General features: G+C 68.5%; 22 protein-coding genes. 18 read left to right on the plus strand and 4 right to left on the minus strand.

The features are described 5' to 3' along the window. Positions 1-2 precede the first annotated feature (2 nt). Positions 3-1,139: a polysaccharide biosynthesis protein gene (locus tag BR47_RS0116555; protein WP_020102882.1), complete on the plus strand. Its 1,137-nt coding sequence runs from the start codon at positions 3-5 to the stop codon at positions 1,137-1,139. Next, positions 1,136-2,278, plus strand: a complete 1,143-nt coding sequence (locus BR47_RS0116560) for a glycosyltransferase (protein WP_029120196.1) — start codon at positions 1,136-1,138, stop codon at positions 2,276-2,278. Before BR47_RS0116555 ends, BR47_RS0116560 begins: the two co-directional genes overlap by 4 nt. Here BR47_RS0116560 and BR47_RS0116565 read toward each other — a convergent pair. Together BR47_RS0116565 and BR47_RS0116570 are read right to left on the minus strand one after the other, a co-directional pair. Then, positions 2,269-3,765 (minus strand): beta-galactosidase, encoded by a 1,497-nt coding sequence (locus tag BR47_RS0116565; protein WP_029120197.1) that lies wholly within the window; start codon positions 3,763-3,765, stop codon positions 2,269-2,271. The genes BR47_RS0116560 and BR47_RS0116565 overlap by 10 nt on opposite strands. Positions 3,766-3,861: 96 nt before the next feature. Further along, positions 3,862-5,277 (minus strand): O-antigen ligase family protein, encoded by a 1,416-nt coding sequence (locus tag BR47_RS0116570; RefSeq protein WP_020102885.1) that lies wholly within the window; start codon positions 5,275-5,277, stop codon positions 3,862-3,864. Positions 5,278-5,409: 132 nt separating this feature from the next. Between BR47_RS0116570 and BR47_RS0116575 the strand changes: the two genes are divergently transcribed. The 12 genes from BR47_RS0116575 to BR47_RS0116630 all read left to right on the plus strand — a co-directional run bounded on the left by BR47_RS0116575 (position 5,410) and on the right by BR47_RS0116630 (position 18,214). Continuing rightward, positions 5,410-6,885: a tyrosine-protein kinase domain-containing protein gene (locus BR47_RS0116575; protein WP_029120198.1), complete on the plus strand. Its 1,476-nt coding sequence runs from the start codon at positions 5,410-5,412 to the stop codon at positions 6,883-6,885. Continuing rightward, positions 6,885-8,168, plus strand: coding sequence for a lipase family protein (locus BR47_RS30755; RefSeq protein ID WP_051634849.1), 1,284 nt, complete (start codon positions 6,885-6,887; stop codon positions 8,166-8,168). Before BR47_RS0116575 ends, BR47_RS30755 begins: the two co-directional genes overlap by 1 nt. Beyond that, complete coding sequence (locus BR47_RS0116585) at positions 8,165-8,833, plus strand: YveK family protein (RefSeq protein ID WP_020102888.1); 669 nt, start codon at positions 8,165-8,167, stop codon at positions 8,831-8,833. Before BR47_RS30755 ends, BR47_RS0116585 begins: the two co-directional genes overlap by 4 nt. Beyond that, positions 8,830-10,083 (plus strand): alpha/beta fold hydrolase, encoded by a 1,254-nt coding sequence (locus BR47_RS0116590; protein ID WP_029120199.1) that lies wholly within the window; start codon positions 8,830-8,832, stop codon positions 10,081-10,083. The genes BR47_RS0116585 and BR47_RS0116590 overlap by 4 nt, the downstream gene beginning before the upstream one ends. After that, entirely contained in the window at positions 10,080-11,309 is a 1,230-nt protein-coding gene (locus tag BR47_RS0116595; protein ID WP_029120200.1) for an acyltransferase family protein, read from the plus strand. Before BR47_RS0116590 ends, BR47_RS0116595 begins: the two co-directional genes overlap by 4 nt. Beyond that, positions 11,310-12,548 carry a lipase family protein gene (locus tag BR47_RS0116600; RefSeq protein WP_029120201.1) on the plus strand — a complete coding sequence of 413 codons (1,239 nt, stop codon included), beginning with the start codon at positions 11,310-11,312 and terminating at the stop codon, positions 12,546-12,548. It begins immediately after the preceding gene. Then, positions 12,520-13,416, plus strand: a complete 897-nt coding sequence (locus tag BR47_RS0116605; protein ID WP_029120202.1) for a sialate O-acetylesterase — start codon at positions 12,520-12,522, stop codon at positions 13,414-13,416. The genes BR47_RS0116600 and BR47_RS0116605 overlap by 29 nt, the downstream gene beginning before the upstream one ends. Positions 13,417-13,447: 31 nt before the next feature. Further along, the gene (locus BR47_RS0116610) at positions 13,448-13,978 is read left to right on the plus strand and encodes a YdcF family protein (RefSeq protein WP_353582949.1); all 531 of its coding nucleotides are present in this window, start codon (positions 13,448-13,450) and stop codon (positions 13,976-13,978) included. A 119-nt stretch (positions 13,979-14,097) separates the two neighbouring features. Next, on the plus strand, positions 14,098-15,615 hold the full coding sequence (locus tag BR47_RS0116615) for a sugar transferase (RefSeq protein WP_476737688.1): 1,518 nt from the start codon (positions 14,098-14,100) through the stop codon (positions 15,613-15,615). Positions 15,616-15,652: 37 nt separating this feature from the next. Continuing rightward, on the plus strand, positions 15,653-16,882 hold the full coding sequence (locus tag BR47_RS0116620; protein ID WP_029120204.1) for a lipase family protein: 1,230 nt from the start codon (positions 15,653-15,655) through the stop codon (positions 16,880-16,882). After that, entirely contained in the window at positions 16,872-17,675 is an 804-nt protein-coding gene (locus BR47_RS0116625) for a biotin--[acetyl-CoA-carboxylase] ligase (protein WP_020102896.1), read from the plus strand. Before BR47_RS0116620 ends, BR47_RS0116625 begins: the two co-directional genes overlap by 11 nt. Positions 17,676-17,695: 20 nt before the next feature. Further along, entirely contained in the window at positions 17,696-18,214 is a 519-nt protein-coding gene (locus tag BR47_RS0116630; protein ID WP_020102897.1) for a PH domain-containing protein, read from the plus strand. Here the strand turns inward: BR47_RS0116630 and BR47_RS0116635 are convergent. After that, positions 18,169-18,783, minus strand: coding sequence for a GtrA family protein (locus BR47_RS0116635; RefSeq protein ID WP_020102898.1), 615 nt, complete (start codon positions 18,781-18,783; stop codon positions 18,169-18,171). The two genes, BR47_RS0116630 and BR47_RS0116635, sit on opposite strands and share 46 nt — an antisense overlap. Before the next feature lie 117 nt (positions 18,784-18,900). Here BR47_RS0116635 and BR47_RS0116640 point away from each other — a divergent pair, with 117 nt between their 5' ends. From BR47_RS0116640 to BR47_RS0116655, 4 genes are read left to right on the plus strand one after another with little or no spacing between them, the layout of a single operon-like run. Then, a complete protein-coding gene (locus BR47_RS0116640; RefSeq protein WP_286154331.1) occupies positions 18,901-20,118 on the plus strand; it encodes a 5-(carboxyamino)imidazole ribonucleotide synthase in 1,218 nt (405 codons plus the stop codon). Continuing rightward, complete coding sequence (gene purE / locus BR47_RS0116645; protein ID WP_029105553.1) at positions 20,111-20,623, plus strand: 5-(carboxyamino)imidazole ribonucleotide mutase; 513 nt, start codon at positions 20,111-20,113, stop codon at positions 20,621-20,623. Before BR47_RS0116640 ends, purE begins: the two co-directional genes overlap by 8 nt. Positions 20,624-20,634: 11 nt before the next feature. Continuing rightward, positions 20,635-21,459 carry a class I SAM-dependent methyltransferase gene (locus BR47_RS0116650; protein WP_020102901.1) on the plus strand — a complete coding sequence of 275 codons (825 nt, stop codon included), beginning with the start codon at positions 20,635-20,637 and terminating at the stop codon, positions 21,457-21,459. Positions 21,460-21,515: 56 nt separating this feature from the next. Continuing rightward, the gene (locus tag BR47_RS0116655) at positions 21,516-22,676 is read left to right on the plus strand and encodes an acyl-CoA dehydrogenase (protein ID WP_020102902.1); all 1,161 of its coding nucleotides are present in this window, start codon (positions 21,516-21,518) and stop codon (positions 22,674-22,676) included. Between the two features lie 9 nt (positions 22,677-22,685). Here the strand turns inward: BR47_RS0116655 and BR47_RS0116660 are convergent, their stop codons facing one another. Beyond that, positions 22,686-23,402 carry a TIGR03089 family protein gene (locus BR47_RS0116660; RefSeq protein ID WP_029105554.1) on the minus strand — a complete coding sequence of 239 codons (717 nt, stop codon included), beginning with the start codon at positions 23,400-23,402 and terminating at the stop codon, positions 22,686-22,688. Position 23,403 lies beyond the last annotated feature (1 nt).

Raw genomic sequence — 23,403 nt, forward strand, 5'->3', positions numbered from 1 at the left:
ATGTGGCGAAGACGCTCATCTCCCTGGTCTGGATCTACGGCGGCCGCGGGGTCGGCCTGCTGTGGACGCTGATCCTCGTCCAGCGGCTGGGTGTCTCCGAATACGGCCTGTACGCCATGGCGACCGTGCTCAACGGCATCGTCGGCAACACCGTCGACAACTCCTTCGCGGTCCGGGCCATCCGGGAATCCGAGGAGCACTTCCTGCGTGAGCGCACCATGCGCTATCTCGTCGCGGTGGGCCTGGTCATTGCCGGCGCGGTCACGTTCGACGTCAACTACGTCATCGGCTTCGGCCTGATGGTGGCCGGCGGCGAGATCGCCCTCAACGTGGTCAAGAGCCAGTCCGCGCGAGATGGCCACCCGGACAAGGTGTATCGGCTCGACACGGCGCGGCAGTTCTCCAGTGCCGGCATCGGCGCGGTGTACCTGTACACCTCGGCGCACCCGACGCTCACCCATGCCTCGCTGCTGTACTGCACGCCCTACGTGCTGATCCTGCTCGTCGGTGCCAAGCTGGCCGTCGGCCACCGGCCCGCACCGCCCGGGCCGCCGCGGTTGATCGCGGCGCTGACCGGCGAAATGCTCGGCACCACGCTGTATCTGGGCGGCGACGTGCTGCTGCTCGGCACGCTGGTGGACACCACGGCCGCGGGCTACTACCAGCTGGCGTGGGTGGTCGCGGCCGCGGTGGCGGCCGCCGGTCAGTCCTTCGGCATGACCTATCACGAGCCGCTGCGGGAGAGCGGCGGTGACCTGTCCGCGGCCCCACCGCTGCGCAACATCCTGCGGATGGCGGCGCTCGGCGGCTCGCTGCTGCTGATCATCGGCGGCTTCCTGTTCGCCTTCGGGGCACCCGCCCAGCTCGCCACGACCATGATGATCATGGGCGGCTTCGCCGCACTGCGCATCTGCATCTTCGTGCTGCAGGTGATCCTGTACACCCAGCGGCGCGACGTCTTCCGGCTCACCATCGCCGTGGGCCTGGTGCCGGTGAAACTGGGCATGGTCGCCGCCCTCGCGACGCTGACGCCGCTGGGCGCGGTGGGAGCGGCCATCGCGGCGACCGTCGCCGACGCGATCATGCTCGCCGGGTTCACCTGGGCGGTCTACCGGCCCCGCGACGTGGTGGACTCATGACCACGCCCAAGACCGCTTTCATCCTGTCGAAGGACCCGGTGCTCGAACACACCGGTGACGTCGCGCTGGCCCGGATGCTCATGCAGCTGGCCGCAGACTCCTTCGAGGTGTCGGCCATCGCGCTGTCGCCCGAACCCGGCACCATCACCGCCGACCTGATTCCCGGCGGCCTGCCGCTGGACCGCGTCCACAAGCCGGCCGTGCGCCCGCACCGACTGCTCGTCGACTCCCTGCGCCGCCGGCTCAGCCTGGTGCACGTGCGGTTCGACACCGACGAACTGGTCCGCGCCATCGATCGCAGCGACGCCGACGTGTTCGTCGCCGAACACAGCTACATGGCCGAATCGTTCTTCCGCAGCAGGCATTTCGGGAAGAAGCGACTCGTCGTCAATACCAACGTGAGTGAGTCGCTGGTCTGGCGGGCGTCGCGCGGCGCGCTCGGGCGCATCGAGGAGCCGCGGCTGGTCCGCGACGAACTGCGCGTCGCGCGCGCGGCCGATGCCGTCAGCACCTACGACGCCGAGGAAGCCGAGTACTACCGCGACAACGGCGTCCGGGATGCCCGGTTCATGGACATCACGATGCCGCCCGGTACGCAGGTCGACATCGCGGCGTCGCCGCCGCGGCTGGTGTTCATGGGCACCCGCGACTGGCCACCCAACCAGGAGGGGTTCCTGCGCGCCCTCGAACTGTGGCCGCGCATCTCCGCCGGGATCCCCGGCGCCGAACTGTGCATCATCGGGGCCAAGAAACCGGGTGCGGCCGACCCGGTGTATCCCGACGGGGTCCGCGACCTCGGTTTCGTCGACGACCTCGGGGCGTTCCTGGGCACGTGCCGTGCCCTGATCGCGCCGATCCGCACCGGCGGGGGAGTCCGGGTCAAGCTGCTCGACACCATCCGGATCGGGCTGCCGGCCGTCGCCACCACGGCGGCCATCGGATCGCTCGGGCCGATCTTCGGGCTGCGCCCGCTGGACGACGACGCGGCGTTCATCGCCGAGTGCCGCAGGCTGCTCACCGAGGTGCCGGCCGCCGTCGACCTCGGGAACCAGCTGTACGAGATCAACCGGCAGCGGTGGCAGGACCGGTTGCCGCACAAGGCGGTTGCCGACCTGCTCCGCGGCGGGACTCAGGTGTAGTAGACCTTCACGCCGACCCACGGTGCCCAGACCATGTAACCGTGCTGGAAGTCGACGCGGTTGGAGCCGTTGACGTAGCGCTCGTCGCTGGTGGCCAACCCCAGTTGCGGCTTCCAGGCCTGCGCGAAAGCGCTCGAGGCCCAGTGGGCGCCGGTCTCGGGTGACCACCAGACCCGGAACACCTGGCCGCCGGAGAAGTCCTGGTAGCCATTGGCAAAGATGCTCGCGGGCACCGAATTCCGCTGCATCGCGATGTCGGCCACGGGGCGCGGCGAGGACACGTAGCCGCTCGGCAGCTCGTAGATGGTGTTGACGGTGCGGACCTGCGCCCACACCGTCTTGGTGGCTTTGAACACCGGGCTCAGGACCGAGCCGTGCGCGGGGTCGGTGATCTGCGAGAAGCGCTGGAACTCGGGGGATTTCGGTACGCCGGCGGCGATGGTCGCCGCCAGTTCCGCGGCCGCCGGCTTCGGCGTCCAGTCGCTGCGGTAGAGCCCCACGGTGGCGTCCGCCTGGTTGCTTCCCGTCTTCCGGTCACGCGTGGTGTAGATCATCAGTGGGCCGGTGTAGGGCATCTCCTGCCACTTGGTGTAGATGTCCTTGAGGTACGCGGCCTGCGTGGTCTCGTTGACCACCGACGTGGGCTCGCCGTACTCGGTGGCCCAGATCCGCTTTTCCTCGTCGCCGTTGTCGATCATTACCTGGCGCATCTGAACCAGTTGCAGCACAGGTGAATTCGCGATCAGCATGCCGTCGGAGAACTTCAGGTTGTAGTTGTACGGGTGGAACGACAGTGCGTCGAAGTTGCCTTTGGCGCCGGCTGCGTACATTCCGGCGATGAAGCGCACGGGGTTGATCGACCATGAGCCGAAGTCCACCACGGCGCCGACGACGCCGCCGATCACCGTCGCGTCGGGGTCGGCGGCCTTGATGCGCGGATAGGCCGACTTCAGCAGGTCGGTGTAGCCCGCGGGATCCGGTGCGGGACTGTAGAAGAACACCGCGTTCGGCTCGTTCCAGACCTCGTACGCGGAGATCTTCCCCTTGTAACGCGTGGCCACCTTGGCCGTGAACGCGCCGTAGGCGTCCGGGTCCGACGGCCGGCTGCTCAGTGGCAGGCCGCCCTGCGACATGGCCCAGGGTGGGGTCGCGTTGATGAACGCGATGATCGACATGTTCATGGCGGCGGCGGCATTCACCGTCTTGTCGACCAGGCTCCAGTCGAGCTGGCCGAGGACGGGTTCGACCCCGGCCCACGGGATCATCAACCGGATGGTGTTGACGCGGTTGTTGGCCATCAGTGCCAACGTCCGGTTCACATCGTCGGGTGACAGGCCGTAGATGTCGGAGTCGGCGAAGCCGATGGTGGTCGGCAGGTTGACGACGTTGGCCCGCTCGGCGATCCTGACCCGCTCAGGGGCGTCCCCCGGGATGCCGGTCAGGGCGATGAGGGCGCAGACCATGCTGCCGGCGATCGCTGATGCCACGCTCGAGAAACGGCGGGCGGATCGTCGGGGGCGCTTCCCGGGCATCGTGCAACCGCCCTTCACCTATGAAGTGCGTCGCGAGGCGCAAACGCGCCCTCAGTGTGCAGCAGAAATGGGCATTTGCTGTGAATCTGCTTGGGCGTGTCGCCGTATCTGATCTCGGCGTTCTCGGTCTATATGCACCAGGAATGCCAGCAAAATCGAGAATTTGAGTGTGGCGGGCGGGATACCGACCACCGGGTGGTCGAGTTGGAGCGCGACAACGCAGAATCCGATGAAGATGCCGCCGTACACCGCCCACGGAAATGAATTGGAGCGGATCGCCCGGTAGCTCATGACGCAACCGATCAGCATGATCGCAAAGAACGCCAGACCGGTGAAGATGCCGCCGCGGTAAATCGTCAGCAATGGCGCGTTCGACACATGGTTGAGGACGAACGCGTAGTTGCCGTCCCGGAATTCGAGCCGGTTCCAGCCTTTTCCGAACAACCAGTAACCGGCCATGGTGTCGGGGAATTCGCGGATGGCATCAATTCGCGACGTGGAGCCGACGTCGTCACTGCTGAACGAGTGCGCGAATCTGGTGCGCACCTCGGGTATCGCCGCCGCGAGGCCCACGGCGGCGATCATGGCGGCGATGGCCAGCCCGCGGTCTCGCGCCCGCATGGTGTGGAAGGCCAGTACCAGCAGCGCCCCGGCGACGACGGTGAACATGCCGGCCCGACTCAGGGTGAGCAGCAACGCGACCGCGAAGATGCCGGTCACCACGATGCGCTGCCAACCGGCCAGCACGACCAGCGCGACGGCGATCGAGACGACAAGCGCGATGCCTTCGGCGTTGGGATCCACCGAGGTGCCGCCCAGGCGCATGGAACGCGCCATGCCGCCGTCGGTGAAAGCGAAGCGGGTGGCGGTGTATTCCGCGGCATAGCCGAAGACGCGCAGGTATCTGAACGACGTCTGGTTGGGGTCGAAAGCCACGATGTACAAGCCGAATACGGCGTTGAACAACGTCGCGTAGACGAATATGCGGCCGAATTTCTCCAGATGCTCGGACGTCAGGCTGCTCAGTGCGATCGCCACGAGCGTCACGACCGACCACCGGACGATCTGGATGATGTCGCCCATGCCGACGCCGGTTACCGCGACGGACGCGATCGACGTGATGACGAGCGCGATGATCGACCATTCCATCGGATGAATGGGCCGCGCCAGTCGCGGATGCACGAACAACGCGATCACCGCACCAAATGCGAACGGCAGATATAAGGGGACGTGAACACCGGGGAAATATCCGAAAGGCAGGGCGCCGGTGACGACCGCCAATCCGTACAAGAACCACAGTGGATGCCGTAAACCGACATAGATGCCGGCAACCACTGCGGCAATAGCGACAATGCCCAACAAAGTGAGCTGGCCGAAAGACGTCGCCAACCAGACCAAGCCCACGATCACGGCCAGAATCCCGGCCGATGATTTAAGATTGCCGAGTTGACCCAAACGGGCGTTCATGTCGACTATGTTCTCAGCTCGACCAGCTAAGCTCAAGCAGGTTGCCCGGACCCGTGGCGCGTCTGAATGGTCGGTCCGGTTCCCAGCCGTTAATCTGTGAGCCGTCGCATTGCTGAAATAAGGGGCACGACCTTGGAGATCAAAGAGTACCTGCGGATATTCGGCCGGTACTGGTGGGCGATCGTGGCGCTGGCGGTTGTCGGAGGTGTCGCGGGCTGGTCGTGGTGGGAATTCGGTGATCGCGAATACCAGTCCAGCGCGACGCTTTTCGTGGCGACCCAGAACGGCACGTCGGTCACGGAGGCCTACCAGAACAACCTGTTCTCCCAGGACCGCGTGAACTCCTACGCCACCCTCGCCACGAGCGAGCAGGTGGCCGCCCGCGCCGTGGACCAGCTGAAGGCGACCATCTCGGCCAACGAACTGCGGGCCAAGGTCACCGCCATCCCGCTTCCGAAGACCGTGTTGCTGCAGGTCTCGGTCACCGACAAGGACCCGGGCCAGGCCCAGACCTACGCCAGCGCGGTCGCTGATCAGCTCGCCGGCCTGGTGGGAGAGCTGGAGACGTCCCGCCGTGGCGGCAGCCCCGCCGCGGGCGCCATCGTGGTCGACGAGGCCGGCTACCCGACCAAGCCCCTCGGCTATTCGATGGTCACCCGCATCGGGATGGGTCTGGCCGGTGGCACCGTGCTGGGTCTCCTGGCGGCCATCGTGCTCGGCATCGTCGACCGCCGGGTGCGCGGCCGCGACCGGGTGGCCGACGCCAGCGGTTCGCTGCTCATCGGCGCGCTGCCCGCAGACTCGGCCCGCAGCCATGCGCCGGTGGTCGACCTGACCGCCGAGGGCGCCTACCCGGAGGCGCTGCGCGAGCTCCGCAACAATTTGCGGTTCACCGTGCCGGCAAATCGTTCCGAGCCCGCTCGGGTGATCGCGGTGGCCAGCCCGTCACCGTCCGACGGGCGGACCACCGTGGCGATCGACCTGGCCGCCGTGCTGGCCGAGACCGGCAAGCGCGTGGTGCTGGTCGACGGCGACCTGCGCAACCCGGCGGTGGCACAGCGCCTGGACCTGACCCCGGCGGCCCGTCAGGGCGCGGCCGACCGCGGCCTGAGCACCGTGCTGGTCGGCGAGAACACCGTCGCCGAAGGCCTGATCCCCGAGGTCTCCGTCGGTCAGCATCAGATCGCGGTATTGCCCGCGGGTCCGGCCACCACGCGTCCCGGCGAGTTGTGGGCCGGCGACCACACCGAGAGCCTGTTCGCCGACCTGTCCGGCCAGTTCGACTACGTCGTCGTGGATACGCCGCCGCTCGGCAAGTACAACGACGGCGCCGTCGCCGCCGCGCTGTCGGACGGTGCGCTGCTGGTCGGCCGCATCCGCCACACCACGAGCAACGCGCTGACCCGGGCCGTGCAGACCTTGAAGTCCGCCAACGCGGTGCTGATCGGCTCGGTCGCCACCGACGAACCGGTCGAGTTCAAGCTCCACATCGGCGGGTCCGACGGCCCGAAGTCCGGTGACGGCAAGAGCAAGAAAGCGGCACCCAAGGCCGCCCCCAAGGCTGCGCCGCAGTCCGAGGCCAAGACGGCGGCGCACCAGAAGCCGTGATGCGTCAGGTTGAGTTGCGGCGCACGGTACTGGCACTGGCTGCAGTGCTGGTCACCGTGGCTGCGTGCGGCCAGTCGGGCCCGGTGCCGCCGCGACCGGGTGACGACGTGCGTCCCACCCGGGACCTGACCCCGATGTTCCCGGGGGCCGAGGCGCTACCGCCGCCCGATCTCACCGACGACGGCCCGGGTTCCCTGGTCGAGTTGAAGCCCGTCAAAGGCGACCGCAGCTTCGACGAGGCCGGCGCGACCGCGGCGCGCATCGTGTACCGGTCCACCAGCGGCGTCGACGGCCGTCCCATTCAGGTCAGTGGCCTGATCGCAGTGCCCCCGGGCCCACCGCCCAAGGGCGGCTGGCCCATCATCTCGTTCGGGCACGACACCACCGGGCTGCTGCCCAAGTGCGCGCCGACCCTCGCGCCGCAGTTCTGGGGCTATTCCACCGGGATGACGGTGTACCTGCGGCGCGGCTTCGCCATCGCCCTGTCCGACTACCAGGGGCTGGGCATCGACCCCGGCTCCAGTGCCCGGCAGCACTCCATCCTGGACACGAACAGCCTGGGGAACAGCATCATCGACGCCGCCCGCGCGATCCATCGCGCCGCGCCGTCCACCAGTACCAACTGGGGTGCGCTGGGCGCCGGTGAAGGCGGCCTGGCCGCGTGGGCCGCGGCCGAACGCAACGGGAGCTACGGCGCCGGCATGAACATGGTGGGCGCGGTGGCGGTCAACCCGATCGCCGATCTGGCGCCGCTCGCCGACCCGGACCGCACCGCCGCACTGGCGACCGCCGATCAGTACCGGCTGCAGATCCGGGCGCTGCAGAGCCTGGAGACCATGCAGCCCGACTTCGACCTCGACGCGCACCGGTCGGCGAAACTCAAGGACCAGTGGGACCTGTTGGTCGACTGCGCACCGCGCGACGTCGCGGCTGCCCAGCTGGCGCTGAATCAGTTGACGCCCAACGATTTCCAGGCCAAGGACGCGGCCGCGGCCGCCGACCTCAAGCGCCGCCTCGGGGCCGTGGCGCTGCCCAGTTCCGGTGCGGGCCCGAATGATCCGCCGGTGCTGGTGGCGTTCGGCACGGCCGACACCGTCAATCCGGCGGCCGGCGTGCTGACGGCCACCGCGGCGGCGTGTGCCCGCGGCCAGCAGATCGTGGTGATGCGCGGCGTCGGCGACACCGGCCAGATCAACGACCAGACGATGCAGAACGCGCTGGCCTGGCTGCAGGCGCGGTTCGACGGCGAGCGCGTGGCCGACGTCTGCGTGGGGGCGACGTGATCACCCCGACCGGAGTGCCGCGGGTGCGCGACTACGTGCTGTTCGTCAAGAACAGCTGGGTGCTGGTGCTCGTCACCACCATCGCGAGCGCACTGATGGGCTGGGTCGGCTGGGAGAACGCGAAGCCCGAGTACCGGTCGACGGCCTCGGTGTTCGTCCGCTCCGAGGGCAGCGCGTCGCCCCTGGACGCCTACTACGGCGACGCCGGCATGCTCGGCCTGATGGAGACCTACCGAAACCTGGCCACCAGTTCCCAGATCACCGCGCCCATCATCCAGAAGCTGGGCCTCATCGAGTCCGACAAGGAACTCGCGGCGCGGATCGTCATATTGCCCAGTGCCACAGCGATGTTGAACGTCACCGTCACCGGCGGCGACGCCGACCAGACCACGCAGATCGCACACGAGGTCGTGAACGACATGGTCGCGGTGGGCAACCGGCTGGCCCTGGTCGCCGGTACCAGCGCGACGCTCGTCGTCATCGACGACGCCAGCCCCGCCGAGCGGGTGGGCACCGTCTGGTCCTACGTGATGACCGGGACGGTCCTGGGTTTCGCGCTGTGTGTCATCGCGGTCATCGCGCGGGCGCTGATCTTCGACCGGGTACTGAGTCGCCGGCACCTCGAGCGGGTGATCGGTGACGCGACCGCCGGGACGTCGGGATGAACTCGCGGCGGCTGCGGCGTCTGGTCGCCGTGGGCCTGCTCGCCGCGGTGTGTCTGACCGCGCCGGCCTGCCAGAGTGACTCGTCACCGAAAAAGGCCGGGCCCCTTGCGATTCCGGGGATCGACCTCAAACCTGACACCACGGGCGCCGGTCAGGTGCCCGGTGCACTGGTGTCGGCCTCGACGTTCCCCACGCTGGACCTGCGCCTGAAATCGGCCGTGTCGCTGGCGGCCCGCATCGCGTACACGTCGACGTCGGGGATCACCGGCGACCACACCGAGGTGTCGGGTGCGGTGTTCGTGCCGAACGGGACGCCGCCACAAGGCGGCTGGCCCATCATCGTCTTCGGCCACGCGACGTCCGGCATGCAGAGCGAGTGCGGGCCGTCCGGTTCGTCGACGCTGCAGGGGCTGTCCATGCCGATCACCACGCTGGTCAAGGCCGGCTACGTGGTGAGCCTGCCCGACTACCAGGGGCTCGGTCCGGGCACCGCCGGCCATCCGTACGCCGACGCCACCACGGTGGGCTACAACGTCATCGACTCCGCGCGCGCGGCGCACAAGCTGGTACCGGAGTCGTCGGACCGGTGGCTGGCCGTCGGGGTGTCCCAGGGTGGCCAAGCCGCCTGGGCCGCAAACGAACTCGCCGCACGCTACGGCACCGGGCTGAACCTCGTCGGCACCGTCAGCCTCTCGCCGGCCACCGATCTCACCGGTCTGGCCGCCGGCGCCGCGGCAGGCAGCCTGTCGAAGGAGCAGGGCGCCATCCTGCAGCTGATCCTGGCCGCCCTGGCGACGGAGAACCCCTCGCTGAACCTGGCGGACTACCGCCGCGGCGAGATCGTCGAGCACTGGGACGTCCTCGCCTCGTGCCGCACCGAGGACGCCGCCGCGCGGTCCGCGGCGATCGACAAGATCACGCCCGACGACCTGCGGCCCGCGAACCCGCAGGCGGAAGCCACGCTGCAGGAGCTGCTGGCCAAGCGGAGCCTGCCCAAGGAGCCGACGTCCGCGCCGATGCTGGTGCTGTACGGCGGCCAGGACACGCTGTTGCTGCCAGACTGGACGAACAGGGCACTCGCCGCCGCGTGCCGCCTCGGCGACGTCATCGACATCATGTTCCAGCCGACCAAGGGGCACGCCGACATCGACGTGGCGATGTCCTACGACTGGATCAAGGACCGGTTCGACGGCGTCCCCGCCCAGAACAGTTGTCCGTCATTCAATTCCACGCAGGGAGCAGGACAGTGAACGCGCCGACCTCGGCACCGGTCCGGACCCGGGCTCGCATCATCGGGCTGGACGGCGCCCGCGGGCTGTCGTGCCTGGGCGTCGCCGTCATGCACGTCACCGGGCACTACTCGCCGCAGACGGCCTACCACTGGAAGACGAACCTGGTCGGGCTGTCGCTGATCTTCTTCTACGCGCTCAGCGGGTTCCTGCTGTTCCTGCCCTACGTGCGCAACCTGATCGAGCAGCGCGAACTGCCGAGCACCGCGAACTTCGCCGTCCACCGCGTCGCCCGCATCCTGCCCGGGTACCTGGTGATCTTCCTGCTGTGCAACTACCTGCTGCAGATCGTCTACATCGAGAACGCGTCGCTGCAGCCGACCCGCACCGAAGACGGCACCGGCATGATCACCGACCCGTGGCAGTTGATCGCCAACCTGACCCTGATGCAGTCGTACATCCCGAAGTACTTCCAGACCGGCCTGAACCCGTCGTGGTCGCTGACACTGGAATACGCCTTCTACCTTTCCATCCCGCTGCTGGGCATGCTGCTGTTCGCCCTCGGACGGCGGTCGAACCTGCGGCCATGGGTCGTCGTGACCCTGGGCCCGGCGCTGCTGATCGCGCTGGGATTCATCGGCCGGGCCTTCGTGCCGTGGATGATCTCGGCGCTGCACCTGACCGATCCGACGGAGATCAACTGGGGCGCCAACTGGGTCGCGGTGTACACCAAGACCTTCCTGACCAACTCGGACACCTTCGCGTTCGGCATGGCCGCCGCGGTACTGGTCGTGGCCATGGAGCACAACGCGATCCGCGAGAAGCTCAGCCGGCGCGTCCGCCTGTACAGCTTCCTGGCGATGTTCCCCGCGGGCATCGTCATGCTGGGGTTGATCGCACTGGCCAACCCCTACGCGACGTCGGCCCTGGCCGTGCTGTGCGCGCTGGGCATCCTGGTGATCGTCGCGCCGCTGTTCCGCGGCGAGCGGTCCGGGCTGGCCGAGTTGCTGGACACGGCGCCCTTCCGGTTCGTCGGGAAGGTCTCGCTGTCGGCGTACCTCTGGCATTTCCCGCTCATGCTCCTGCTGGGACGTTGGGGCCTGATGGCCGGCGACACCGTGCCCGGCATGCTGCGCAACGTGGCGCTCGTCCTGGCGGTGACACTGGTGGTCTCGGCCGTCACGTACTACGCGGTGGAAGAGCCCGTCATGAAATTCGCCAAGCGGTACCGCACCAGGTGGTCCTGAATGCGTCGTGCGATCCAGTGGGGCGCCGCGCTCGCGGCAGTGCTCCTGATCGCGGCGTCGTTGCCGGTGATGTGGCAGGTCGGTAGCTGGGCCCTGGACAAGCTGCGGCACGGCGGTGTCGGCGACCCGGTGCCGATCCGCACCGCCGACCTCACGGGCTCGGGCCCGGGCAGCCTGATCAGCGCCATGACGATGCCGGCACTGACCAACTCGGTGGAAGGCAAGGATCTGCAGGCCGCCCGCGTGGTCTACCGATCGACATCGGGTGACACCGATGCGCCGACGGTGGTGTCGGGATCGGTGTTCACGCCCCGGGGCCAGGCTCCCGACGGCGGCTGGCCGGTGATCGCGCTGGCACACGGCACCACCGGCATCGACCAGCCCTGCGCGCCGTCACTGTCGGCGAATCTCCTCGGCAACGTGGTGTTCGTGCAGGGCTTCGTCAACCTCGGTTTCGCCGTGGCCCTCGCCGACTACCAGGGGCTGGGGGCGCCCGGCGTCCATCCCTACACCGACAGCCGCACCGCGGGCCGCAACGTCATCGACTCCGTCCGCGCCCTGCGGCACACGTTCCGCGACATCTCCAACCGCTGGGCCGTGTTCGGCGGTTCGCAGGGCGGCGGCGCGGCGTGGGCCGCCGACGAACAGGCACGCACGTACGCGCCCGAACTCGACCTCATCGGGGCGGCCGCCAGCGTGCCGTCGGCCGATGTGGCGGGCATCGTCGACAAGGCCGTCGCGGGCACCATGACAAAGGACCAGGAAGCGGCGTTCCAGGCGATCGTCGAGTCACTGGCCCGGCTGCATCCCGACCTGAACCGCGACGACTACCGCAGGGGTGCGGCGGCCCGGTACTGGAAGGTGCTGTCGGCGTGCTCGGGGCCCGAGGTCGCCTACCGCGCCACCGCCATCGATGCGATCGGACCGACCGACCTGGCGCCGGTCGACGCGGCGGCCGCCGACCGGCTGCGTCGCTACCTGCACGACTGGGCCCTGCCGCAGCAGCCGCTGTCGGCTCCCATGTCGGTGGTCTACGGCGGCAAGGACACCTTCCTCGACCCCGAATGGACGAAGGCCGCCATCGCCCGCGCATGTTCGCTGGGCGGTACGGTGGTCTGGAATTTCCAGCCGGACGGTGGGCATGCCGATATTGACGGACCGGGTCAATTGCGGTGGCTGGCAGAACGATTCAGGGGAGGCGAGGCGGTCAATGACTGTCCTGCGCAGGGGACCACGTAATCCCGACGGCGACAGCCCGATTCATCAACAGTTGCTGATCGAGGCGAAATGCATCGTGAAGCGACTCATCGCGCCCCGCGGCACCCCGGTGGGCGAGCCCGAGCGGCCGTACCTGATCCTGCCCATCCTGGGCCAGTCCAACGCGTTCGGCATGGGACTGCCCGTCGAACCCGACGGGCTGGACCGGCCGCATCCGCTGGTGCACCAGTGGGCCATGTGCGGGCCGTCCAAAGGCACCGCGGTGCTGGCGACGCAGCCGCTGCTACACGAGATACCTTGCAAATACGTCGGTTTCGGCCCGACCTTCGCCAAACAACTCGCCGAGGACACCGGGCGTCCGGTGCTGCTGATCCCCGGAGCCCGCGGTGACACCTCGTTCACCCCGAAGAACGGGCACACCTGGGATCCCGCCGACCGCAAGACCCGGGTGAACCTGTACCAACGGGCCGTGAAGGCCATCGACGCGGCACTCGCGCGGTATCCCGGCAGTGAGATCGCCACCGTGCTCTGGCACCAGGGCGAGACCGACGTGCCGCTGATCTCCGGCGCGCAGTACCAGGTGAAGCTCGACTCACTGATCGGGGACATGCGGGCGCGGTACGGCGCGGGCCTGCCGTTCGTGCTCGGCCAGATGGTGCCCGAGGAAATGGAGTTGAGCGGCAAGCCCTACGCCGCGATCGACGCCGTGCACGCCGACACCCCGAACCGGTGGCCACTGACCACCTTCGTGCCGGGCCCGCGTGATTCGTACAACAGTCCCGACGATCGGCACTACAGCGCCGCCGGGCAGCGCGAGTTGGGTCGCCGCATGTGGCAGCAGTACCGCGAGATGTGCGCCGAACAACTGGCGGACTATGGCGCGCGGTGACCTCGGCCGAATCATTCGTCGCGTCATCGGCGTGGTCACGATCGTCCTGCTCGTCGATGTCGGGCTGGCCGGGGTGGTGCTGTTCGCCAATGCCAGGTCCGATCAGCTGCAGCGGGCCGACGCGATCATCGTGCTGGCCGGTGAACACGACGGCCGCGAACAGTACGGGCTGAGCCTGGCCCGGCAGGGCTGGGCGCGCACGGTGGTGCTGTCCAACCCGTACCTACCGGGCGACCCGCAGATGAAGAGCGCCTGCGCGCCGGCGGCGGACATCGAGGTGATCTGCCGGAAACCGGAGATCCTGACGACCCGCGGCGAGGCCATGATGATGCGCCAGCTCTCCGAGGGCCGGTCCTGGCACCGGATCATCGTGGTCAGCTGGCGGTATCACCTGCCGCGCGCCCGCCTGATCTTCCGGCAGTGCTATTCCACGGACCACGGTTCGGTGGTTGCGGTGGCTTTGCCCAGGGACTATGACTTCTCGCCGATCGGGTGGGAGCTGACGTTCTTCTATCAGTTTGCCGGGTTCGCTAAGGCCGCGCTGCAGGGACGCTGCGGTTGACCTGCCTATTTTTCCGATCGGTGGTATTTTCGAGCAAACGATGCGATAGTAGTCGCAGTTCGCTGAGCGGGGGCTATAGCGAACAGCCAGCAAATGGGAGGGAGTAGGCGTCAGTGTCAGTGGCAGAAGAACTCTTCATTCCCGAGGCTTCTCCTGCGCCTCCCGTACGGGCCGTCGCACCTTTAGCTGACCGCGCCTGGCAGACGCGGTACCGGTGGTGCCTCATCGCGTTCGATCTGGTCGTGGTGGTGTTGGCCCTGGCGAGTGCCCAGTTCGTCAAGCTCGGTACACCGGACGCCTCCCTGGAATTCACTTCGACGTACCTGCACGTCTTCTCGTACTACTCGGTGCTGTCGGCGTTCGTCGCCGTCATCTGGCTGGCGATGCTGGCCGCGTACCGCACCCGGTCGCCGCGCATCGTCGGCGCCGGCGTCGAGGAGTACCGCCGGGTGTTCTCCGCGACCCTGGCCACCGTCGGCATCATCGCCGTCGCACTCATGATCTTCCGCCCTGAGTACGCCCGCGGCTACTTGGCCGTCGCGCTGCCGCTCGGCCTCGTCGGTCTCGTCGTCGGCCGGACCATCTGTCGGCGCGTGCTCGCCCGGCTGCGCCGGCGCAACAAGTGCGTCGCCGAGGTGCTGGCCGTCGGTGACCCGCGCGCCGTGAGCAACCTGGTGCAGTCGCTGCACCGCGAATGGTGGTACGGCTACTCCGTCCGCGGCGTCTGCCTCACCGGGCGTCCCGCCGGCGGCACGTTCGACGTCGCCGGGGTCGGCGAGCTGCCGGTGCTCGGCAACGAGACCCAGGTCTCCGACGCCATCTCGCAGGCCAGCTTCGACGCCGTCGCCCTGACCACGACCGATCACCTCGGGCCCGAAGGCATGCGCGAGCTGTCCTGGGAGCTCGACAAGCTCGGTATCGACATGGTGGTGTCGCCGAGCGTCATCGACGTCGCCGGTCCCCGGCTCACCATGCGTCCGGTCGCCGGTCTGCCGCTGATCCACGTCGAGCGTCCGCAGTACAGCGGGACCAAGAAGCTCCAGAAGCGCGCCTTCGACGTCTTCGTCGCGCTGTTCGCGCTCACCGTGACCGCGCCGCTCATGATCCTGTCGGCCATCGCCATCAAGCTCACCAGCCGCGGCCCGGTCTTCTACCGTTCCGAGCGAATCGGCCTGGACGGCAAGCCGTTCCAGATGACGAAGTTCCGCACCATGGTGCAGGGCGCCGACCGCATGGTCGACGATCTGATCAGCCTGGACCTCAACGAGAGCGGCAGCGGGGTGCTGTTCAAGATTCACGAGGACCCGCGCGTCACGATGGTCGGCAAGTACCTGCGCCGCTACAGCATCGACGAGCTGCCGCAGTTCTTCAACGTGCTGCGCCGTGACATGAGCGTCGTCGGTCCGCGCCCGCCGCTGCGCCGCGAGTTCGACACGTACAACGAGCAGGTGCGCCGCCGGCTGCTGGTGCTGCCCGGGATCACCGGGCTGTGGCAGGTCAGCGGACGGGCCGACCTGTCGTGGGAGGACTCGGTGCGACTCGACCTGTCGTACGTCGAGAACTGGTCGATCACCAACGATCTGCTGATCGCGGCCAAGACCTTCCGCACCATCATCGGCGGTTCTGGCGCCTACTGAGCCCGGGCGGGCGACCGCCGGTGAATAATCCCCATTGATGCGTAAAGCCCTGCCGTGGATAGTGGTGGCCGTCCTGGTCGTCGGTGGTCTCACCGCCGCGACCTACCTGCGGCCGCTGGCCCTGATCGCGGCCTCCAAGACCCTGGACATGTTCATCCCGCTGTCCGGCGCGCCCGAGCCGATCGGTTCGGCCGATCTCGCCGGGTCGGGTCCGGGCACCCTCCTGTCGGCCACGACCATGCCGGGCGTCACCAGCACCTTCAACGGCCAGGGGATGCGCGCCGCCCGCGTGGTGTACCGCTCCACCTCGGGTGACACCGGCGCGCAGACCGTCGTCTCGGGCGCGGTGCTCACCCCCCTGGGCCGGGCACCCAAGGACGGCTGGCCGGTGGTCGCGCTGGGCCACGGCACCGTGGGCATCGACAACAACTGCGGGCCGTCGCTGTCGCCGACGCTGATGAACCTGCTGCCCATCGCAAAGGTCGTCGTCAATCTCGGCTATGCCGTCGCACTGCCGGACTACCAGGGGCTGGGCGTCAAGGGCGTACACCCGTACTCCGACGCCCGCACCGCCGGTCTGAACCTGATCGACGCGGTCCGCGCCGCGCGGCACGTCTTCGGTGACGTCTCGACGACGTGGGCGGCGTTCGGCGACTCCCAGGGTGGCGCCGCGGCGTGGGCCGCCGACGAACAGGCCGAGCCCTACGCGCCGGACCTGAAGCTCGTCGGCGCGGTCGCGATCGCGCCCGCCGCTGACATCAGCGGCCTGGTGGCGAAATCGCAGACGGGCACACTGACCAGCGAGCAGCGACCCGTGCTGCAGGCGCTGATCGAATCACTGGCCCGGCTGCACCCCGACCTGAACCGCGACGACTACCGGCACGGCGGTGCCTCCCGATACTGGAACGTGCTGACGGACTGCAGCGCGGGCGCGGCCTACAAACGGGCCGTCGCCGCCGGGCAACTCGGGCCGCGCGACTTCCTCCCGGTGTCGCCTGATGCGGCCCAGCGGCTGCAGGATCTCTTGCAGGCGTGGGCAATTCCGCAGCGACGGCTGACCGCGCCGCTGTACGTTTGGTACGGCGGTCAGGACCCCTTCATCGATTCCACGTGGACGAAGGCGGCCATCGGGCGCGCGTGTTCGCTCGGTGGCACGGTGACGACGGAGTTCGACCCGCGGGGTGGCCACAACCCGCCCGCGGCGCAGGAGATGCTCGACTGGATGGCGGATCGGTTCGCCGGGAAGAAGGTAACCAATGACTGCTGAGCTGCTGCCGCTGGACGCCGCGGCGATCCAGGCGTCCGTCGGCGACGGCTGGCGGGTCGAGGTGGTGGCCGAAACCGGTTCCACCAACGCCGATCTGGCGGCGCGGGCACAGTCCGGCGAGAACGTCGCGGGCGTGGCCCTGTTCACCGAGGACCAGACCGCGGGACGGGGACGCCAGGGCCGCACCTGGACGGCGGTGCCGCGGTCGCAGATTCTGGTGTCGATCGCGGTGGACACCACCGACGTGCCGAGCGAAACCTGGGGCCTGCTGTCGCTGGCGGCGGGGGTGGCTGTCGTCGAGGCCGTCGCCGAGGTGGCCGGCGTGCAGGCCGCACTCAAGTGGCCCAACGACGTGCTGGTGGGCACCGGCAAGCTGGCGGGGATTCTCGCCGAGGTCGCGGCACCGGGCGGCGGGGCGCCCGTCATCGTCGTCGGGATCGGGCTGAACGTGTCGCTCGCCGCCGACGAACTGCCCGACCCGGTGGCCGTCTCGCTGTTGAGTCTCGGTGTGGCACAACCGGATCGGCAGCAGCTGGCCGTGGCACTGCTGAACCGCCTGCACGCGCGGATCGCCGAGTGGCGCGCGGGCGGGAACGTCGAGCTGCTGGCCATCTACCGCAAGCACAGCGCCACCCTCGGGCAGTCGGTGCGGGCCGAATTGCCCGGCGGGCGTGAGGTGGTCGGGCAGGCGACCGAAATCGACGCCGGTGGTGCGCTGGTGATCGATTCGGCCGACGGACCGGTAGCCGTCTCGGCGGGTGACGTCGTCCATTTGCGGCCCGCCACCGATTGAGCACCGCCTAGAGTCTGGGTATGGGTTACCCGGACAACGTGCTGGCGGCCGACGAACATGTTGTGCTGCATCGGCACCCGCACTGGAAGCGACTGATCGGGCCGGTGCTGGTGCTGCTGGCCGGGACGGCGCTGGCGGCGTTCGTCGCGGCGGTGGTCAATCACACCAACTGGGATTCGAACGCCAAGAACATCATCTTCGCGGTGATCGGTGTGGTCTGGCTCGTGGTGATCGGCTGGCTCACCGTCTGGCCGTTCCTGAATTGGCGGTCAACGCATTTCGTGATCACCGATCGGCGGGTGATGTTCCGGCGCGGTGTGCTGACGCGGTCGGGTATCGACATTCCGCTGGCACGTATCAACAGTGTGGAGTTCCGGCACCAGCTACTGGACCGGATACTGCGCACCGGCACGCTGATCATCGAGTCGGCGTCGCAGGATCCCCTGGAATTCCATGACATTCCGCGGGTGGAGCAGGTCCACTCGCTGCTGTATCACGAAGTCTTCGACACCTTGGGTTCCGAGGAGTCGCCCAGCTGAGGGTCGTCGCCGAGTTCGTCGTAGGCCTCGGCGAAACCGCCGGCGGTGATCGTCGCCTCGAGCGTCATGTCGGGGGCGTGCTTTGCCATCTCGTCGGGGAACACCCAGCGCCGGAACGCCCAGAAGCGGAACGCCATCTGCAGCAGGTTGCCGATGATGTACGCCGACAGGAAGTCGGCGATGTTCTCGATGGTCAGCGACACGTTGGGCTGGCGCAGCTGCAGCACATAGCTGGACACCCACAGCGGGGCCATGCTCAGCAGCACGCCGACGCCACTGACGGCGAAGAACAGCAGCGCCTCGTGGTGACGCAGCCGGCCACCGCGGTTCTGGAAGCTCCATTCACGGTTCAGCACGTACGACGCGATGACCGCGACGATGCCGGCGATGATCTTGGCGGTCACCGGCTTGGGCTCGAGCACCGTGAGCTTGAGGGTGTAGAAGATGCCCGAGTCGATGACGAACGTCGTGGCGCCGACAATGGCGAACTTGATGAGCTCGTGATGCCGCTCGGCAAACGGCCGGATCACTCGCGGGAGCCGCGCGATGGTGGCCTCGGTGAACGACATAAGCGGCCAGTTTACGGAAACGACCTGCATTTCACGTACCCGTGCAGGTAGCGGGTGGTAGCTAGTCGGCATAGGCAGATTCGGGGGACACCCCCGGTGCGTGACAAACTAGGCGCCGTGACGCAACCCCCCGTCGTGGCAATGATCGGTGGCGGCCAGCTGGCCCGCATGACCCACCAGGCCGCCATCGCGCTCGGCCAGACCCTGCGGGTACTGGCAGTTTCCGCCGACGAGCCGGCCGCCCAGGTGAGCCCCGCGGTGGTGCTGGGCTCGCACACCGACCTCGAGGCATTGCGCCAGGTCGCCGCCGGTGCGTCGGCCCTGACGTTCGATCACGAGCACGTGCCGACCGAGCTGCTGCAGACCCTCGTCGCGGAAGGGGTCAACGTGGCCCCGCCGCCGGCAGCGCTGGTGCACGCCCAGGACAAGCTCGTGATGCGCCGCCGGCTGGCCGAGCTCGGCGCGCCGGTGCCGCGCTACCGGGAAGTGGCCTCGCCCGCTGATCTCGATGCCATCGACGAACTCGCCGCCGAGGTCGGTGGCGGCCTCGTGGTGAAGGCCAGCCGGGGCGGCTATGACGGCAAGGGCGTCACGCTGACCGACGACGTGGCGCAGGCCCGCGCCGCCGCCGAGGCCTATCTGGCCGCCGGCGTCGCGGTGCTGGTGGAGGAGAAGGTCGCCATGCGCCGCGAGCTGGCCGCGCTGGTCGCGCGCTCGCCGTTCGGGCAGGGCGCGGCGTGGCCCGTCGTGCACACCGTGCAGGAGGACGGCATCTGTGTCGAGGTGATCGCGCCCGCGCCGCAGCTGGACCCCGCGGTGGCGACTGCGGCCGAACAGCTCGCGCTGCGGATCGCCGATGAGCTCGGTGTGGTCGGCGTGCTGGCGGTCGAGCTCTTCGAGACGGTCGACGGTGCGCTGGTGGTCAACGAGCTGGCCATGCGGCCGCACAACTCCGGGCACTGGAGCATGGACGGCGCGACGACCAGCCAGTTCGAGCAGCATCTGCGCGCAGTGCTGGATTACCCGCTGGGGTCGACGGCGCCACTGGCCCCGGTGACGGTGATGGCCAACGTGCTGGGCGCGCCCGTCCAGCCGGCGATGTCGATGGACGAGCGGCTGCACCACCTGTTCGGCCGGCTGCCCGAGGCCCGGGTGCACCTGTACGGCAAGGGGGAGCGGCCCGGCCGGAAGATCGGGCACGTCAACATCGTCGGCGCGCCGGGCGGCTCGCTCGACGACGCGGACTACGTGGCCGACGTACGCGAGCGCGCCGTGCGGGCCGCGCATTGGTTGTCGCACGCTGAGTGGACCGACGGATGGAGTGGACATGAGTGACCGGGTGGGACCGCGCGTCGGCCTGATCATGGGCAGTGACAGCGACTGGTCGGTGATGGAGGACGCGGCCACCGCGCTCGCCGAGTTCGAGGTGCCGTTCGAGGTCGGCGTGGTGTCGGCGCACCGCACCCCGCAGCGCATGCTCGACTACGCCAAGACCGCCGCGGACCGCGGTGTCGAGGTGATCATCGCCGGCGCCGGTGGCGCCGCGCACCTGCCCGGCATGGTGGCGTCGGCCACTCCGCTGCCGGTGATCGGTGTGCCCGTGCCGCTGGCCCGTCTCGACGGCATGGACTCGTTGCTGTCGATCGTGCAGATGCCCGCCGGCGTGCCGGTGGCCACGGTGTCGATCGGCGGCGCGCGTAACGCGGGCCTGCTGGCGGTACGCATCCTGGGGTCGGCAGATGCCGGATTGCGGGCCCGGATGCAGCGGTTCCAGGCGGACCTGGAGCAGATGGTGCTCGACAAGGATGAGGCGCTGCGTAATCGGTTGCTGGGCAAGTAAGCTCACGATCGATGAAATCTTCATTCGCGCGGTACCGCAGCGTCGGCCACAAGCTCGTCACGGGATTCATGGAGCCTGAGGTGCTCCTGGTCGCCGGTGCGCTGGACGAGGCCCAGCGGGCCAGGTCCGTCGGCGGCGCGGTCGCCGAGATCGGTGTGCACCACGGCAAGCTGTTCATCGGCCTGAACCTGTTGCAGCGGGACGACGAAAAGTCCGTTGCCATCGACATTTTCGGTGACCAGGACCTCAACATCGACGGTTCCGGCGCCGGTGATCTGGCGAAGTTCACCAGCAACGTCGACGTGTGGTCGTCGATGGACGGCGTGGTGATCCACCAGGGCGACTCCACGAAGCTGACGCCCGAGGTGCTGCTGGAAGAGGCCGGCGGGCCCATCCGGTTCTTCAGCGTCGACGGTGGGCACACCGAGGAGATCGTCTACAGCGACATGCAGCTCGCCGAGGCCACCCTGGCCGACGGCGGCATCGTCATCGCCGACGACGTCTTCAACGAGTTCTGGCCCGGTGTCGCGGTGGGCACGCTCAAGTACCTCGACGACGGCGCCGGGCTGGCCCCGTTCGCGATCGGCTTCAACAAGGTGTTCTTCACCCAGCCGGAGTTCTGCGACTACTACCAGGCCGAACTGGAGTCGGCGGCGCACCGCTCGTCGCGGATCCAGCACACCACGTCGGTTTTCGCCGGGCACCCGGTGCTGCTGCTGGGCCCTGTGACGGCCGTCGACGTGCTGCGCCGCAGCGAGACGTTGCGCACCGTCTATCACCGCACTTACCGCGAGTTGGTCCGTGGGCTGCAGAAGGTGTCGGGTCAGGGGCGGTAAAGTTACCGGCGAGTAGCAACCCGCATCTCGCCACATGGGCAGGCAAGGAGCCATCAATGTCTATCGGTAACCCGTCATTCGATCTGTTTCAGCTGCCGGAAGAGCATCAGGAGCTCCGGGCCGCCATTCGGGCCCTGGCCGAGAAGGAGATCGCTCCGTACGCCGCCGAGGTCGACGAGCAGGCCCGCTTCCCTCAGGAGGCCAGTGACGCGCTGACGGCGTCCGGTTTCAACGCCGTGCACGTGCCCGAGGAGTTCGGTGGCCAGGGTGCGGACTCGGTGGCCGCCTGCATCGTCATCGAAGAGGTGGCCCGGGTCGACGTGTCGGCGTCGCTGATCCCCGCGGTCAACAAGCTCGGCACCATGGGCCTGATCCTGAGCGGTTCCGACGATCTGAAGCGCAAGGTGCTGCCCGACCTGGTCGACGGCAAGCTCGCGTCGTACGCGCTGTCCGAGCGCGAGGCCGGCAGTGATGCCGCCGCGATGCGCACGCGCGCCAAGGCCGACGGTGACGACTGGATCCTCAACGGCGCCAAGGCCTGGATCACCAACGGCGGCAAGTCGACGTGGTACACCGTGATGGCGGTGACCGACCCCGACAAGGGCGCCAACGGCATCTCGGCGTTCATGGTGCACATCGACGACGAGGGCTTCACCATCGGCCCGAAGGAGCGCAAGCTCGGCATCAAGGGCAGCCCGACCGTCGAGCTGTACTTCGAGAACTGCCGCATTCCGGGAGACCGCATCATCGGCGAGCCGGGCACCGGTTTCAAGACCGCGCTGGCGACGCTCGACCACACCCGCCCCACCATCGGCGCGCAGGCCGTCGGGGTGGCGCAGGGCGCGCTGGACGCCGCGATCGCGTACACCAAGGACCGCAAGCAGTTCGGCAAGTCCATCAGCCAGTTCCAGGGGGTCGAGTTCATGCTCGCCGACATGGCGATGAAGACCGAGGCCGCCCGCCTCATGGTCTACAACGCCGCGGCGCGCGCCGAGCGCGGTGAAGGCAACCTGGGCTTCATCTCGGCGGCCAGCAAGTGTTTCGCCTCGGATGTGGCCATGGAGGTGACCACCAACGCCGTGCAGTTGTTCGGCGGTGCCGGTTACACCGTCGATTTCCCGGTGGAGCGCATGATGCGCGACGCCAAGATCACCCAGATCTACGAGGGCACCAACCAGATTCAGCGGGTCGTGATGTCCCGCGCCCTGCTGCGCTGACGTCAGGCGCTAAAGGTCGGCGGTGACCTTCTCCGTCGCGCGGCGCCGCTCGAGCGCGCCCGCGTCGGGGTTGGCCACCTGCACCAGGGAGGCGCCGCCGGCGAACACCGCCAGCAGATTGGCGACGAGTTCGTCGGGGGTGCCCCACGGGGCGGTCGACAGCAGCCGGGTGCCGGCAGTGAATCCCTTTGCCGCCGCATCGTTTCGGGCCAGGGCGAGGACGTCGTCGACGGAGCGGCCCGCCAGCGCCGGACCCGGGGTGCGTTCGGGCACGATCTGATCGCCGTGCACCCGCACGGACGTCGCGTAGTCGGTGACGCCGATCGGGAGGTCGGGAACGGGCTTGCCGAACGGATCGAGCGACAGCACGACGACCTCGCCAGCGCCGGTCTCGTCGGCCGCGTCGACGCGGTCGGCCGTGCACAGGGCGATGTCGCACTGCGTCGGAAGCGGTTCTCCGACAACCACTTCCGCGCCGATGTACCAGATGCCGAACAACACGCCCGCCGTCTGCCAGTGCGCGGGCAGCAGCACCGCGACCCGGCTGCCCGGACCCGCGCCGAGTTCGTCACGCAGCAGGTTGGCGGTCTTGGCGGCCCAGTTGCCCAGCGTCACCGCGGACAGCTCGATGCGCTCGCCGGTGGCGTCGTCGTAGTAGGTGATGCGCGGCCCGGCCGGGTCGTCGCGCAGGAGCGGGTCGAGGATCGCGCTGGACAGGTTGGTCACG

Origin of the sequence: Mycobacterium sp. UNC410CL29Cvi84 (assembly GCF_000686745.1) — a bacterium.
Classification (GTDB): Bacteria; Actinomycetota; Actinomycetes; order Mycobacteriales; family Mycobacteriaceae; genus Mycobacterium; species Mycobacterium mucogenicum_B.